The organism is Bacteroides sp. An51A (genome assembly GCF_002161565.1).
Lineage (GTDB): Bacteria > Bacteroidota > Bacteroidia > Bacteroidales > Bacteroidaceae > Phocaeicola > Phocaeicola intestinalis.
This window is the reverse complement of the sequence record NZ_NFIC01000004.1, coordinates 458187-473809: the sequence shown is the minus strand read 5'-3', so window position 1 is coordinate 473809 and position 15623 is coordinate 458187. Positions and strand designations below refer to the sequence as shown.

General features: G+C 42.6%; 9 protein-coding genes. All 9 read right to left on the bottom strand.

Features of this window, described 5'->3' with window-relative positions:
- Positions 1-187 precede the first annotated feature (187 nt).
- Positions 188-1939 (bottom strand): fimbrillin family protein, encoded by a 1752-nt coding sequence (locus tag B5G04_RS10430; protein ID WP_087397061.1) that lies wholly within the window; start codon positions 1937-1939, stop codon positions 188-190.
- Between the two features lie 473 nt (positions 1940-2412).
- A complete protein-coding gene (locus tag B5G04_RS10425) occupies positions 2413-4833 on the bottom strand; it encodes a hypothetical protein (protein ID WP_087397059.1) in 2421 nt (806 codons plus the stop codon).
- An 18-nt stretch (positions 4834-4851) separates the two neighbouring features.
- Positions 4852-7071 carry a DUF1566 domain-containing protein gene (locus B5G04_RS10420; protein ID WP_087397057.1) on the bottom strand — a complete coding sequence of 740 codons (2220 nt, stop codon included), beginning with the start codon at positions 7069-7071 and terminating at the stop codon, positions 4852-4854.
- Positions 7072-7073: 2 nt separating this feature from the next.
- Positions 7074-8636 carry a fimbrial protein gene (locus B5G04_RS10415; protein WP_158100086.1) on the bottom strand — a complete coding sequence of 521 codons (1563 nt, stop codon included), beginning with the start codon at positions 8634-8636 and terminating at the stop codon, positions 7074-7076.
- A gap of 14 nt (positions 8637-8650) precedes the next feature.
- Positions 8651-10453, bottom strand: coding sequence for a hypothetical protein (locus tag B5G04_RS10410; RefSeq protein WP_087397053.1), 1803 nt, complete (start codon positions 10451-10453; stop codon positions 8651-8653).
- Positions 10450-11496 (bottom strand): FimB/Mfa2 family fimbrial subunit, encoded by a 1047-nt coding sequence (locus B5G04_RS10405; RefSeq protein ID WP_087397051.1) that lies wholly within the window; start codon positions 11494-11496, stop codon positions 10450-10452. The genes B5G04_RS10410 and B5G04_RS10405 overlap by 4 nt, the downstream gene beginning before the upstream one ends.
- Positions 11497-11745: 249 nt before the next feature.
- A complete protein-coding gene (locus tag B5G04_RS10400; protein ID WP_087397049.1) occupies positions 11746-13299 on the bottom strand; it encodes an Mfa1 family fimbria major subunit in 1554 nt (517 codons plus the stop codon).
- Between the two features lie 267 nt (positions 13300-13566).
- Entirely contained in the window at positions 13567-15027 is a 1461-nt protein-coding gene (locus B5G04_RS10395) for a DUF3868 domain-containing protein (protein WP_087397047.1), read from the bottom strand.
- Between the two features lie 13 nt (positions 15028-15040).
- Positions 15041-15598 carry a DUF3575 domain-containing protein gene (locus tag B5G04_RS10390; protein ID WP_087397045.1) on the bottom strand — a complete coding sequence of 186 codons (558 nt, stop codon included), beginning with the start codon at positions 15596-15598 and terminating at the stop codon, positions 15041-15043.
- Between the last annotated feature and the right edge of the window lie 25 nt (positions 15599-15623).

The window sequence follows — 15623 nt, the reverse complement described above, 5'->3', positions numbered from 1 at the left end:
GGCGCAAAATTACAACATTTTGCACAGATGTAGTCTTTTGGGCTGATAAAAAACTATAATGGGGATGAGTTCATGCGTTTTAAGTTTTTGAGTTTTGGGGTTTGTTTGCTGATTCTGCCTCACTGGTTATTGGGAGTAGTTCTTAAAAACTCATCCTACATCATCACACAAAACTCAAAACAGACTTTTAAAGGCCTGCCAACTTGGCTGGAACACCTTCATCTCCTGCTTCCCAATGCAAAAGGGGAAGTCCGTTATACTCGCCTTGCTGCTTGTCTACCCAGGCATTCAAGGCATCCAAAAGGGTTTCGCCCGTATCGGTAACGGTGAAATCAGTATCGTAAGTATAGATGGTGCTTTTGTCTTTGATGTTGGTGAAATTCTTGTAAACAGGATCGGAGGTGCATGTTACCGGGTAATAACAATATTGAAATATCGTTTTTGTTGTTGCAACTCTATGACTAAAATAACCAAATTCCGTATTGCCCACATACATTAAATCCCCTGCATAACAATTAAGAAGGCAGTTTTCGTCATTTCCACTACGATGAAAAATTCCTCCAGTTTGCGATGCTTTGTTAAAATGACACGCGTATACATAGCTATTGAGTATTTGGGAATAATTATAGTTACATAATCCCCCTGCACTATATAATGTTCCCTCAAAATTGACATTATATGATGAGCAGTTGGCAATAATGCCATGATTTTCACTTACTAATCCTCCAGCGTAGCCCAATGTCCAGTCCTTGATACTACATGACTTTACATGACATCCAGTAACAATCCCTTCATTTTTCCCAACAATTATTCCTTCATAATAGGATTTATCAGAAATCATTGGATTGGTATAGGAACAGTTTTCTAAAGTCAAGTTTTTTACTATTCCTTGCGGACCAATGTATCCGAATAACCCTTGATAAATAGTGCCTTCCGGTGTAAGAATTTGCAAATACGAAAGCGTGTGTCCTTGCCCATCAAAACAATTAATAAATGGACAATCTTCTCTATCACCTGTTATAGTCCTATCATATCCTATCGGCTGCACTTGCTCACTTTGCTCTTCTGTAAACGCAATGTCTGCACAAAGGAAATAGGTCATGACGCCATCTACTTCATGTCCGAAATCGTCCAGCGTGTAGCCTTCGTATTCCATCCCGTTTATCAGATGGGAGAATGCGATAAATTCTTCTGCGGTGTAGATGCCGGTTTCTTTTTCTTTGGAAATAAGCCGGTAGGTATATTGGTGTCCCGAAATAAAAGATTGTGTTGGAGTGGTGAGTTGTAGTTCACCTTCGGAGGTGACAAGCCTGATGTCGACAGAAACATTGTCGGCAGGAGGTATGAAAAGTGTATATATACGGTCAGTTCGTTTTTCGAAAGAAACGGTAGGTGCCGGAGTTTCTGCAAATGTGAATGTTCGGGTGTGAGGCTCTATGCTTGCCAGTCGGACGGATGGGGTAAAACGGATGTTTTGCATCTGTGTATGGATTGATTCATCTGTCTCAAAAGTGATTTTGGCAAAGAGATGTTCGAATTGCAGTTCAACTGGTTTGCCGTAGGGCGTTTCTTGAGCTGCATATAAGATGTCTTTCAGATTTCCTTCCTTATCGTAAAGTTCTTGTTGGGTTGATGCGAATGCCGGATAGTAGACGACAACCGATGCTTCGTTTCCACTTTTATCCCAGTACAATGGAGTCTCAGGATGCCATTCCCCATCTTGATAAGTCAGGGCGATATTGTTGGCGTTTATTCCTCCTTGACTGAAAAGGGAGGCATTGTCGCCTGCGGTGAAGATATTTTTTCCTTCATTGTTCCGAGTCATCCCTTCCAATTGGTTTCCTTGGATGGAGACTGTTATAAGTGAGTTGTCCATAAGTTGTTCTTCCTGGCATCCGACAAGCAGGCAAGCAAGGAGGATGATATATAGCTGTTTCATGGCATTCGGTATATTGTTGTTTTTTAAATATAACGCAAGAGCATTATTTTGTTTACCCCCGTTCCCTGTTTTTTACCAGCTGATTATGCGAATCGGAAGTTGACAACGGATTCTTGTGATGCTATCATAGAACACAGACTACACAAGAATACACAGAAGAACAGGTCAATAATCAATATGCTGATGTGAAAATAAATTAGCACATTGCCCTATTATTCATTGGCACATTAAAATAAAATCTGTGTCTTTCCGTGTTGTCTGTGTTCCATTAAAATGCACAAATAAATACCGCGTGAAGTATAACTCCTAAACGAAGTGATAACTTCTGTGAAACATAACGACGTTTAACACCTGATTTGCATAAATCAAAAACCGGCGCGCATCCCTGCGAACCGGTTCCTTAGATTTACTAATTTAAGTAAAATGTGTGTGGGGACGCTTCCCCACGGTTTTGATAGAGATATAAAAATGTGTTAATATCCTTCTTTCAATGTTATAGTCTGAGGACTGCTTATCAAACTTTGAACCGTAGCTTCACCATCATAATTGGTGGCCCGATAACCACTACCTGTACTATACCTGAAATACAGTGTAGAGGTAAGTTCAAAACCTACAAACGAACGGATAGTTATTTCGCCGTTATTGCCTACGGTGTAATCTGCTACATGATTCTGATAGTCACGGTCGCTGTAAAGTGAAATCGTGGCATTGCTTGGTACATAATCTGTTTGAGGTATATAATTGCCATGAACATACTGGAACCTTACCGTACAAGGCGGAGTTGTATATTCTACTATAGCAGTTCCATGGTCATACGATTCCAATTGGAAACGCCCTGTAGCCAAATCTTCGGTTATGGTAAAGGTAATCGATTGAACACCATACGGATCACCCGGCGTATAGTGAATACCGTCACCATCCGGATCTACTTCGAATGTACCTGTCGAAGGTTCCGCTTTTGCCCAATTCATAAAGTTGCCATAGATTTCCACTACCGGATGAGTAGAACCATCGGATGTATATCCATCTCCTTGCTCATGCAACGTAAAGGAAAGCGTTATCTTTTTCGCTCCCGTTTTATACGTATTGAAAGTAAAAAGGTCGTCTACTGTACTAAAATCACCATTCCCTTCCGATGCTAACCTTACGTTAATGAAACTATAATGCATATCTCCTTCATTAACAAAACGCGCCGTATTGTTCTCATTCAAGAAATATGGATTCGTTACGGTTATCTGGGTGGCACTGGATGCCATATTTGTCTTGAAATAGAACGTGAAAGTTCCATTCTGTGTACGGTATTCGTTATACGATATCGTTGCCTGATAGGAGAATGTCTGGTTTCCTTCTGATTCCACAGGAATGCGGTTCCTTGTTACATCCGGATAAATAGATTTCCGTTCCGGCTCGATATCTAATGTCAATGGGAAAGCAGAAGTCGGCATATTTTCCGGGAGACCTATTGTAAGAGCCACATCCGAACCTGTTACCCGAGGTATGTTATCAGTACAATCCACCACTCTAAACCGGAACGGTTCATGTACACGCAACAAAATGCGACGAGACAAGCCCGATGGGGTGGTGACAATAAACTCTTGTTCTTCCATCAAAGCCGGAAGTGATGCAGGCGGCGTTATACTCAATACACCATCGCTATATGTAAAACTTGCTACGGCATTCGGATTAAGCCCATCTTCTCCGCTTCCACCTACGGCAAAGATTTTCACCTTGTCATTCGCAAGAGTTCCTTCACCTTCGTCTATTCCTTCCCGATATTCATAATCAATGGTTACTTCATCCGAAGTCACTACCAGCAAATCAGTCTCACTTACATAAAGTTCATTCTTTCCGTCTTGAATGGTATTTACTTCGCTGACTTCCACCGATGCACCAATATTATTCGATGCCACTGCATCAATGGCTTCTTGAGGCGTATCATATCCTACACCGCTTACGCTGGTAATACGGATGGTATATTGGAAATTGCGATACAGGTTCAGATACGTAGTAATGTACGTACTTGGGTCTGTTTCCACCAAATCCAATTTATAGTAATAAGCACCGCCATTATATTGTGCACGCACCAATACGAAAGCCGGACGAGAGGCTTCGTCTTGATTGCGTTCATAGACGTACTTTGGTGTATTGGTGAAATCAGCTTCCTGCGGAACAGTCTCATCTACACTTCCTGCATTGTTTCCGCCAAATCCCGGATTGAGAGAAGTGAATTGTTCGTATACAGTGCTTTCTTGTTCCGCTGGCAAATTGAATGTAGCAAACCCGCCGTTTGTACCCAAGGCTTCATCCGTGCCTGCATAAGGAGCTACTGTACCTTCCGTAGTTTCACGTACAATCGCATAGCCCAACACTTCAAGTTGTTCTAATTCTTTGCTTACCACAATCTTTGCAAAATTACGTATCAAGGTTACTTCCGGCAAAGTCATTCCGTCTTGTATGTTATTTACCGTGATACGTTGCCAATAAGCATCTGTACCATTCGTTACGGTTAACTGGCTGAATATGCTTGTTTCGCTATCATCAGGCACATAATCGCCAAATTCTACATCCCCCAAGACAAAATGCAATACACGTGCCCTATCGGAAGGAGGCAGTTGCACTGTATATGTACCCTTTGTTCCGTCGAAACTATTTACCGTAGCAAGTTGGTTGGCAACGAAGAAACCGTTTTCATCGAATACCAATACATGCAAAGGCAAGTCTGTTGCCGGTGTATCCCCCATGGCTCGTGTAGCGATTCTTGGTTCGGGGATATTGACCGTAAACCGATATTCACCCGACTTTAATGCCGGTGCCTCTGATACAATCTCCTGCTGCTGGCACGATGTAACCAGCAGAATCGTCAGGAGGCTTATGTAGTAATATATCTTTTTCATACGCTTATAACATTAAGTTTATTGCCTTGGTTCATCTCCCCACGTAAACCGATTGGGATTTTCGATTTTTTCATCACCCCAATACCATACGTCATAGACACAGCGGACTGAATGACTACCATTATCAGAATAAAAGCCTGGACGGTTTGAACTTTGATAACCGTTATCATAATATCTACCTGTCGATGCAAAATAGTCACCATTGAATAAATCAGGAATTTTATCAGCATTCGAAAGACTAATAATGTATTCTATTTCCCCTTCTGTTGGCACCCGCCAACGACCTGCGGGGTAACCATTCTCTTGATAAGAGGCACAACGTTGTTTTGCAGCATCAAAAGTTATACCATTTCCATCTACTACTCCCCATGAAGAAGCAATTTTAAATGCTGGTGCAACAACTGATCCATTCGTATTTATATCTGAAATGCTTTCTTGGACAGATGGATAGTAATATGTTAAATTACGACCGTTTACATCTTCTTGATTTCCCAAATAATCAAGATTGTCTATGATTTCACTCCTTGGATCTCCAATAGCATATTCATCATCTATATCGAAAGAAGAAATATAAATTGTATATTGATTTAAATTACTATTTGTCGCACCACTCGCTTCAGGATCGTATACATTACCTAATGACGTTCCCCTATCATTAGTTACAGAACGCCCATCTCTTCCTCCACCATTTACACCATATACAAATCGATTTGAAGAACCTGTTCGATTATATTCTCCTTCAATATACATAGCAGGATATTGTGTTATCGTCCATTTATCCGCCTCTACTCCTTGCTCATTATATACTGTAACCGTAATGGTGATAGCAACATAATCGTCGTCTGTCAATGGATGACCAAATACTAAATTATCACCTTCCACACGAATCGTATAATCATTAGGAATTTGACCAACATATTCCATCCTATTACCATCTTCATCAGTATAATTATTTTTTGCTTCTTCCGCATAATATTGATGACGAGCATTCGTTTGTCGGTAATTCCATAAACTCACTTCTGTAATTTCAGTATAATATCCTTCGGGAGTAGGATTATAGCCTTCTTCCGTTGATATTGGACTACTACTAATATACGGCATGCTCAATTCATCCACATTATTCATTACCGAAGTATATTCATCCAATACCAGATAGCGGTAATTATTCATCGCTGCATCTATACGCATTTTAAACCAATCATGAATAATGAAGTTTGATGATACCGTTACCGCATCGTGCGGATTCAAGCTACCCAATACACCTATCCTCGTATGAACCTCGTAATACTTGTTACGCTCCATTAAAGCAGGAGAATCATCGCCTGTAATGGGAACACGATAATAATAGTTTACAGCCTGTTCAGTAGCTTCACCATCTACATACCAAGGTACACAAAGAATCAAATACGTATCTTTGCGGTCTGTTGTTTCTTCGGGGTTGGGATAAGAATAGAACGGAGCCGTTTGTTCGTAACCGTTTTCTCCATCTATTTGCTGATAATCACGCAACATACGGGTAATATAATCGCTATTAGCTTGCACTTGATAAGTTCCAGCCAGATTTGTCTTATTCACACCATATACCATCGTAACCCTCATGCGGTCAAGTGCTGGACGATACGTCACCTGTTCATCACCTTCGCCTACTGTAATTTTATCTTCGGCAGTAGGGAAAAGCATGACTTTTGCCATAGCACGCTTTAAGTCTACATGTCCCGATGTACCTTCCGGAGAAATGGTAACCGTTGTTGCTCCGTCCATTACCAAAGAAGGTTCCGGACCTGTATTTCCGCTATAACCATCTTTCCAGTTCGTTGTAAGCACAGTTTCTTTTAAATCTGCCAAAGTCTTATTTGCAGCAGAAGTTCCGTTCAACAAATCGTAGTTTGCCACTACATATATATAATAGGAGTTTCCATCCGTAATAATATCCTTGTCAAGTTGTACTTGAAGTGTATTATTGCTTACCGGCACACTCAAATGGGCATAAAGACAAGTCCGGCTTTCATTTTGCTCTGCATCAGAAGAAAAGAAGTACACATCAGCACGTGTAATGGTGTTTTCATTGAAACGGTCTTCACCCACAACCTCGGCACGTGAAGCCGCCATGGTACTTACGCTCAATGTCAGGCAATCGCCGTCCGTTGCTTGCTCTCCTTTCCAGTCTTCATCCTGACATGACCCTAATACCAAAAGCAATGCCAGCATATATATAGGATATAATATTCTACGTTTCATAATTATCTACTTTGAAGAATTGTAAAACGATTGATTTCGTCTGTCTGTCCCGGAGTCATACTTGGATTCGGGTCAGTCAAATCAAGTTCATAAGTCTTTCCGCCAATATCCGCAAATACCCGCAAAGTCACGCTATGTGTATCTTCCGATTCGGGGTCAGTGCAACGTATTTGAAGCGTCTGTTCAACAGGCTGTCCGTTACTATAAGCCGTACCAGAGTTTTCACCTACGAACTCGAAGTAATTGACATCTTCTCCTATCAGCTGCGCACGCCATGTAGCTCCGCTTGGCGTATTAATGGTAAACTTCAGTTCAGCATTTTCATCGGGATTAACATGTACGGTCAAGCCATCTTCCATTATTTCCAGTATTGATTCCGGTGTCCAACCGGCACTGGTATAACTCAAATTATCGGTATAATCTACCGTTATCTCTTCTCCATCCCATGGCATAATCGAATAAGTCAAGTTAACCAGTGTTCCCGGATCTATGCGCGAACCGCCTTCACGGTCTATCGTTACCGCTATGTCGTAAATGTAATTGCGTTGCAATCGGTAAAGGTCTTTGTAGCTTTCATCCGGAGTGATGGCGTCGTTGTCTTCGGGCAACTGATAATTGACGGGGACTTTGTAGTACCAATCTTTTCCGTTGAAAGGAGCCTTCAGCAGGATGTAGGTTTGTTTGTCCGGATCTATCGGAGCTTCCGTATAGAGGTTATCCTGATCATCACCTACCTGCACCATGTTGTCATTGATATCATCATTCTCCCCCATCGGATGCGGTTCATACCAATTGTTGGCGTAAGAGTACAGTATGAGTTTACCGTCATAAATGTTTTGCGCTCCGTCCACCGGAATCATTTCATCTTCCGCCGAACTGGTCGTGCTTTGCAATATGGCGTTATTCGAAACCAAGAAAGCAGTTTCTCCCTCTTCCAATACGGCAGAGTTTGGTGCATAGTTAACGAATTGGTATTCGTAAGAAGCCTCATTATTATACGTATTGGTTACGGTCAAGCGGATTTTGGCTAAAGCACGTTTCAGTTCAACCTGAATCGTAGCATCATTGCCACTTCGTGTCAGCGTTCCTTTTCCGTCCATTAAGAAAGAAGTTTGCTTGGCGTTACAAGTCAAACTTTGCACGTATGCCTCTTGCAAACCTTGCAATGTGGTAACAGATGCTACGCTTGGACAATTCGCAATCAAATAAATCTGATCACCTTCTGCTATGTTTTCAGGCGAAAGGTCATTCATGGCAAATACCCAAGTATGGACACTCCCGTCTTGACCATCTGTAACATCAGGTGTTGATTCTTGATGTATGACATTACCTCCACCAGCTGGGAAGATAAACAAATCCAATCGGTTGATTTGGTTTTCATTCCAATAGTCATCATTCACACCTGCTTCTGCACGCGACGGCGTGATGCCGCTGATAGAATAGGTCAGCGTGACTTTACCTTTTCCTTCTGCGGAGATGCCGGACTGCATATCATCTGTACACGAACTGAATAGTCCGCATATAGCAGGCAGGCTTATCAATAAATATCGTATGTATGTTTTCATATTCCGCATTGTTTTTAATTTTCATTATTTGCCGGTGAATCCGGATCCCAAAACTGACTAATGGTATGGGTTGGATTATCTTGAAGGATATTCTTCACAATTTGAGTAAAATTATCACCGTTTGTGGCTTTGAACTGCCAGATATAAATCCGGGTATCCGTTCCGGCAAAACGTCGTCCATTTAGCCAATGAGTATTGGTTGCAACATTTTTCGGATTAATCACCAATTCGTGTTCTTCTACTCCATCTAAAGAAACGGTAATATAAAACTCGGCATATATTTCCTCCCCACTTTCTTCTACCTGATTGCCCCAGACCAAATTATTGAATTTTGCATCCGTCCAAGCATGGGTTGCTGTAATCTGAATCTGGTAAGGTTCTTCACGGGCGATACCAGTCGTTACACAAAACCGTTCATACGGACCATTATCCTCCAATCGATATTGTCCGGTCCCGAAACGGAAATTATGATTTCCATCCGGTTCTTCTAAGTGAGCTTTCCATACTGCTCCATCCGGCGCATCTAATTTAAAGTAGAAACCGGCATAAGAGGGTTTGGTATTGTCATACTCATCAGTTTCCAATATAGTGTGTTCATCATTATCATATCTCGGATATACCACATAACAATAAGCTGCCTCTTCGTCTCCTACTGTTGCATTCGTCAAGTTTGGAGCGTCATAATCATCACTATTCCAAGCTGCCACTATAGGGGTTGCATTCCAACCGATAACAGAACTTACGTTTTCCCATTGCAAGGCAAGGTATTCCAACTCTAAGATGCCGCCTTTCACCGTTCCGGTTATTACTACGTAATGGTTGCGGATTACGTCTTTATCCAATTTTACGGTTGCAGTCTTTACCTCTGCCGTACCTAATGTATATTGGATAGTTACCGTCATATCATTAGCATCCGCTTCGAACAGATAATAATCATTCGTAGAAGATGCGATTTGATTCAATCGGGTTACATAGTTTTGTGCGTCTTCTTCGTCACCACGTGCCAAAGTGGCATCTTCCGCTAATACTTGGATAGCAGACGGAGGAGTGATGGGAACGGTTTCCGTATTCGTTACTCCTGCCGGCACATTGGCTGCACTTGGACGAGTGTCTTTATTCTCAAATGTCACAGCCGCCGGGAATACGCTTCCCCTATCGGTTGCACCCGAAACAGTGATGCTGGTGATTTCGGCTTGTGTGCTTTCGCTTTCCTTGGCAAAGAAACAGGCAATTTTGGCTACGCCTCTTTCTAAGGGAAGTTGTGTGTTTGCATCATAACTTCCGGAAAGCTTTGCTACGGGAATACCCGTAATGATACGGCTCATCAGCAAACCATTGTTTGTCAATTCGGATGAAGTTTCATTGTTGGGCTTATTACTAAATGTTGTGGACTGCAATGCACTTCGTGTGGAATTGGCATCCAAACCTGTAACCAAACCATTCGTTATCACATAGATGTCTACCGTAGTTATCTCTTCGGGAATGGTCAGTTCCGTGCGGAGTTCTCCACTTGCCGTGGTATAGCGTTCGGCATCTTCAATACGCTTGTAGGCGGCTGCGGTGGCATTATCATCTGCATTATTACTATCAAATACCCAGATGTCAGCGGTGTGGAAAGTACTTTCTCCATCTATCGCATTCACATCATTATCGGCACGCGAAGCGGTATAAGGCTGGATTGCCGGGAAATTGAGGCTGATGGTGCGCATCTTTGCCTGCGGCGTGCCTGCATCATCATCGCGGCAGGACGTAAGGGACGCCACAAAGAGCAGCATCCAGCCTACAGCCCATAAATGAATATATCTGTTCCGTTTCATAATACGTCCTTTCCTCCTTCTAAGTCAACGTTTTCTAATGACAATACCCAGTCGTTTACGATGATGCGGCTCATCAGGAAGGTGTCGCCGTCTACGAAGAATGTCATCGCAAACTCATCTTGGCGGTCGAGGTATTCCTGGTCGCTCCATTCGCTCCGGTGTTCGCCGATAGCCTGCAACGAGAGGAACCATGTCAAGTTCAGGTCGAGCAAGGTTTCGCCCGTATCGTTATTCAAAATGCGAAGGCGAGGGTTCTGGTCGTACATCATGCGCGAGGTGTTCAGCTCTGCTACTACGGCATGATTGATTTCGCCTTCCGTTGTTTCTGAGTCGCTTGCTGTTGAAAGTTCCTGCAGGTAAGGTTCGTAGGCAAGCGGGTCTTCTTCGTAAGTGTCTCCTTTATAATCCAACCAGCCATTGTGTCCGTCAATCACAAAGTGATAATCTTCGGCTTGCAACTGCTGTCCGGCACGGTAAGGCATCAGGATGATACGCAACTTGTTGGTACATTTCATCATGTCGACCGTAAATACATCTTCACCACCTGTCACTTCACCTTCTACTGTTCCGCATAGCAATCCGTTCAGTTCAGTATGGCAAATGTTCTCTTCCCGATTTAGCCGGGCATGAAGATCGGTCAGTGTAGAGGTACCTGCGGTCAACTCAGGAAAAGTAAAGTTAGATAAATTGTCCTGGTTATCGGTTTCTTGTGCCCATGCTACAAAAGTGTACGTGCCTGGGGCTAAGTCGGACATATCCATGGTAAAGCCATTGTTGATGTTTTCGTTTTCCTCCTGCTGTGTAGAGAGATAATTTCCGTTTTCATCGAACACCCATACTTGCACGCGGTCGGCTTCACGTCCGAAAGCATCGCCTTCGGTTACGTTATAGGTATAACGGAACTGTAGCGTTACGCTACTTTCTGTTACGGGTGGTTCCGTCACACAATCATCACGGTCTTCTTTGATGCACGATGTCAGTGACAAGGCTGCAAGTGTACTGAGAAGTCCCCAATAAATGCCTGTTTTTCGACTCTTTTTCATGGTTATATCATTTTTTTGTTATTATCTCTCTGTTTATATGTTGTGGGAAAGGTTTCACCACGGATTACATAGATTAAATCCATTGGTTTCTGTTCTTTCCTTCTTTATTTTCTATTCCGGTGGCATCCATAGGATGCAGGTGTTTCCTTCTTTTGCAGAAGAGGAGCCTCCCCAAACCCCTCCCGAAGGAGGGGGGATACATAGGAGGTTGCTAGTTTTAAATTGTTTGCTTCTAAGAATAAAGTATTTTTATTGCAATGTTACATTGTAGTTGCTCAGTACCCATGGATTGACTTCGCATTCTACTTGCAGATAGTTTGGTACATCAATCGGTTCTTCAGGATCTACGTCCGGATTCCATCCGCCCGGTACATCATCACCGATGTTCTTCACACTCTGTACGGTCAACCCATAGATAGTGTTACGCATTACAGCGTTATACAATACTTGTTTGTTTTCACTATTGGCAGCTGTATAATTTTGGTCTTCAATGTAGTGTGTATAATACATTACACCGTCTTCAAATACGCGAACTAAGTATTTTACGCGGAAATCAGATACGGTTTTTACGTCTGCATCTTCTTCTGTGCCTGCAACCGCTGCGGTCAATTCATCTTGTGCTGCTTTCAGTTCTGCCGCTGCATCTGTTTGGTCATTGTTATCATCGAATACGCTCGGATATTCTGTCTGTAATGCTTCCAGCGATGCAAAATATTGTCCGTTATATCCATAGAAACAATTTTCGCCTGCAATCTTGTCGCTTGCATCAGCACTCAAAGTCGCTGTAGCTTTAAACAATACACCTGTTGTATTACCTTGCAGGTCTGCACCTACAGCAAAACAATTTTCAGCAGTAGAACCGCTGTTGTTTTCCATGCAGAACAGTGGGGTTTTTTCCCACTCAGCATCTTTTACTTCATCCGTAACTTCTGTATAAGTTTCACCGCCGCCTTGAGCTGGTGTCGTTGTAATCGTACTATAATCCGACCATTGATTATAGAAATCTGTACCGATAGTAGCGGCAGGAGTTAATAAAGTATTTATTTTGGCAAAAGCTGAAGCTGTAGGAGTGTCAGCAGACCAATGTTGTTGCAAATTAACTTTCTTAACACCATTTACTAACTTGAAGCCATTGAAAGTAATGCTTTCCAATGCGCCTAATTGATTTTTTGCAGCAGAAATATCTACAGCGTCAGCTTCTTTGTATGTAATCTTGGCTGCCAAGCGGTCCAGTTTAATCGGAGCTTTTGTAGTAGCCGGATTGTCATAATCGTTGGCTGCTGTTACGGTGATTTCGGCACCAGTTGTAGCATTTTTACCGTTGCACTCGTTGAACATAATGAATCTACCGTTTGTAGAATAGCCGTTCATTGTGGTTGCATCGATATTGTCCATAATGACATCTGTTACTTTAACACCAGTAGCAGGAGTATATGTACCCGGATTAGCTATCACATATACATAATATGTACCTTCAGTTACTGCAATAGGCTGGGTCTGTACCCCCGCTTCTGTACTTGTCAGGTTGGAAGTAGGTACAGCTTGTGAAATTGTACCGTCCTTCGCACATAACAAAACCTTAGCACTAGTAATCTGGCTTTCACCCGGTTCACCTTCATCTGTACCATCTTCCCCCGGCTGTGTTCTTGAAGCACCGTTATCGGCACCTACCAAAGTCAAAGTCAGATAAGCATTCGCTTGCTGATTACCATTATTTTCTGCAACAATATTTTCTTCATTGCTGCATGATGCGAGCATGCCCATACTCAGTATACCCGCTACCAAATAATAAAACTTTTTCATAATCACTAAAATTTAATAGTTATTCTGTTTTGTTGGTTCTTTTGTTTTTAAGTTTGCAAGTTATTGAGTTTGTAAGTTTATAAGTTCTGTTGATTTTTGACTTGAAAATTTATAAACTTATAAATTCTTTAATGATATCCGCATTTTGCCTAATTGGCTGTAAGGGCGTATTGCATACGCCTTGAAGATATCCGCATGGATAAGTAGACGTATTCGGGAGTATGCGATACGCCCCTACATGGGATGTTTTCGGATATTCAAAATTCTTTACTCTGCATAATATTCTGTTATGGCTTCCAATGTTTTTAAGTTCTGATGCGCCTGTGCGTTTCCTGCCGATGCCGCCTGGCGGAACATGCTACGGGCATCTTCGGTATTGCCTTGTTTCATGTATGCCACACCCAATATGTTTTGCAAGGCGGCGTCTTGCGGAGCTTTTTTCAGCAAGTCGATGGCTTCTTGGGTGCGTCCGGCTTCTATCAATGCCAATGCAGCATTGTTTTGCATTGTGATGTCCTGAGGATAGGCTTTGGCTCCGGCTTGCAGGCATTCGATATAGCGTGTCGAACCTTTGCCATAGCTGTCTGCTACCTGTTGTATCTCGTTGACGCTCATCAGGTCGGGGCGGGTAGCAATCATTTTCTTTCCCTCTTCCAAGTTGAAATGGCGCACGTTGTATTCGATGCGGTATTCATTGCGTCGGATAGGTGGATAGACTTCATTCAGTAGTTGACGGTAAGCTTCTGCTGAAACAGTCTTGCGTATTTGCTGTTCGCATGCATCCTTGTCATCATCACAACCGTTTATTACATCCATGATAATAGCACGTTCCTGTACTTCGGGATGCCGGTTGAGTTCGGCACGTAATCCTTCCCAATCCTCGCCTTTCCAATCCACGTGATACAGTTTCGGGTCGGTAGAGGAAAGATCGTCTTTGATATATTCTGTAAACGCTTTCGCGCGGCGTTCAGATAGTTTCATGTTGAAATCGAATCCTCCTTCGGGCGAAGCGTAGCCTGTGACGTAAATGCCTGTAATGGTAAGGTCTGTATTTTCTTTTACCAATTCGATAGACTGTTTTACTTCATTCAGTTCGTTGGCATTTTGTTTGTACTGTTTTTCAATTGCCGAACTGCCTTGACGGAATTGCAAGCGTGCCGTACGGGTTTCGGAGCGACGTTTTACTTCCTCTTCTTTGGGTTGGATAAACGGATAGGCGTATGTGGCTTCCATAGGCGGCAGCACATTTCCCAAATAACCGGTTTCGTTTCCTTCTTTGCATTCGGCGCACCCTGTAGTATAGCTATGCAATTGCAGATTGCCTCCTATCATCCAACGTTTAAAAGGTACGGCTGTTTCATAGCTGACAGTTTGTGCAGTTCCGTTTTTCCGTCGTACAGTAAATAATGCGTCTGCATTTGGCGTTGCTCCATGAAGTGCTTTGGTACGGGCATTTGCTTTGTCGCGCACTTTGCCGTTGATGATAAATGCAGGCAGTTCCACTTTTTGGTTTCCATCTTCGGATATCAGTACCGGAACTATGCGTAGTGATTGCTGGCGTTTCATGTCCAGTTCGGACAAATCGGCATCGAATGTCACTTTTACTTGCCTGCCGGCTATTTTCTCTACATTCGAATGATTAATGGAAATCTCTCTCAGATACGAAGTCTGGCTATAGGCTCCCGAACATGCCAACAGGAAAGCCAAGGATATAATTTGTTTTTTCATGACTTGTTTCTCCTTATTTAATAATATAGATGATAGAAACGGCAGCTTTTGTCACGCCGAAATAGTCTTTCTTGCCCGACCCTTGCCATTCTCCACATTGGGGGCATTCGTATTTATCCCAGTTGGCATGAATCCATCCGGCACCTATTTCCAATCCTAAATTCCAATGGTTTCCCAAGATAAATTGGTATCCGTAGCCTATTCCGGCTCCATACATACCGCCCTCGTAGCGTGCACCTTTGGTGGAAGGAAAGATACCTAAATCCATATTGCCTACATTGAATTCGCCTCCCAAAGCATGTAAGGCAAAGAAATGCCCGTTGAATGCCTCGCAAAGCCAATAGCGTGCTTCCGGCTGTACTAGCCAGTGCTTCATCTTCTTGTTGTCACTAAACTCAAACGGATTGTAATTTCCCGAAAGGTCGATTGTCCATTTTGGTGCAACTCGGAATTCAACACCAAGATTTAGTGTTGTGGTTGCGTCATACAATACATTCGTCTTCACAGCCACTTTCTGTGCCGAAACCGAAAGCCCGACAAAGAATAGAAGGATACAAACAATGTGTTTCATAATTATATCGATTTTTCTTATTTTT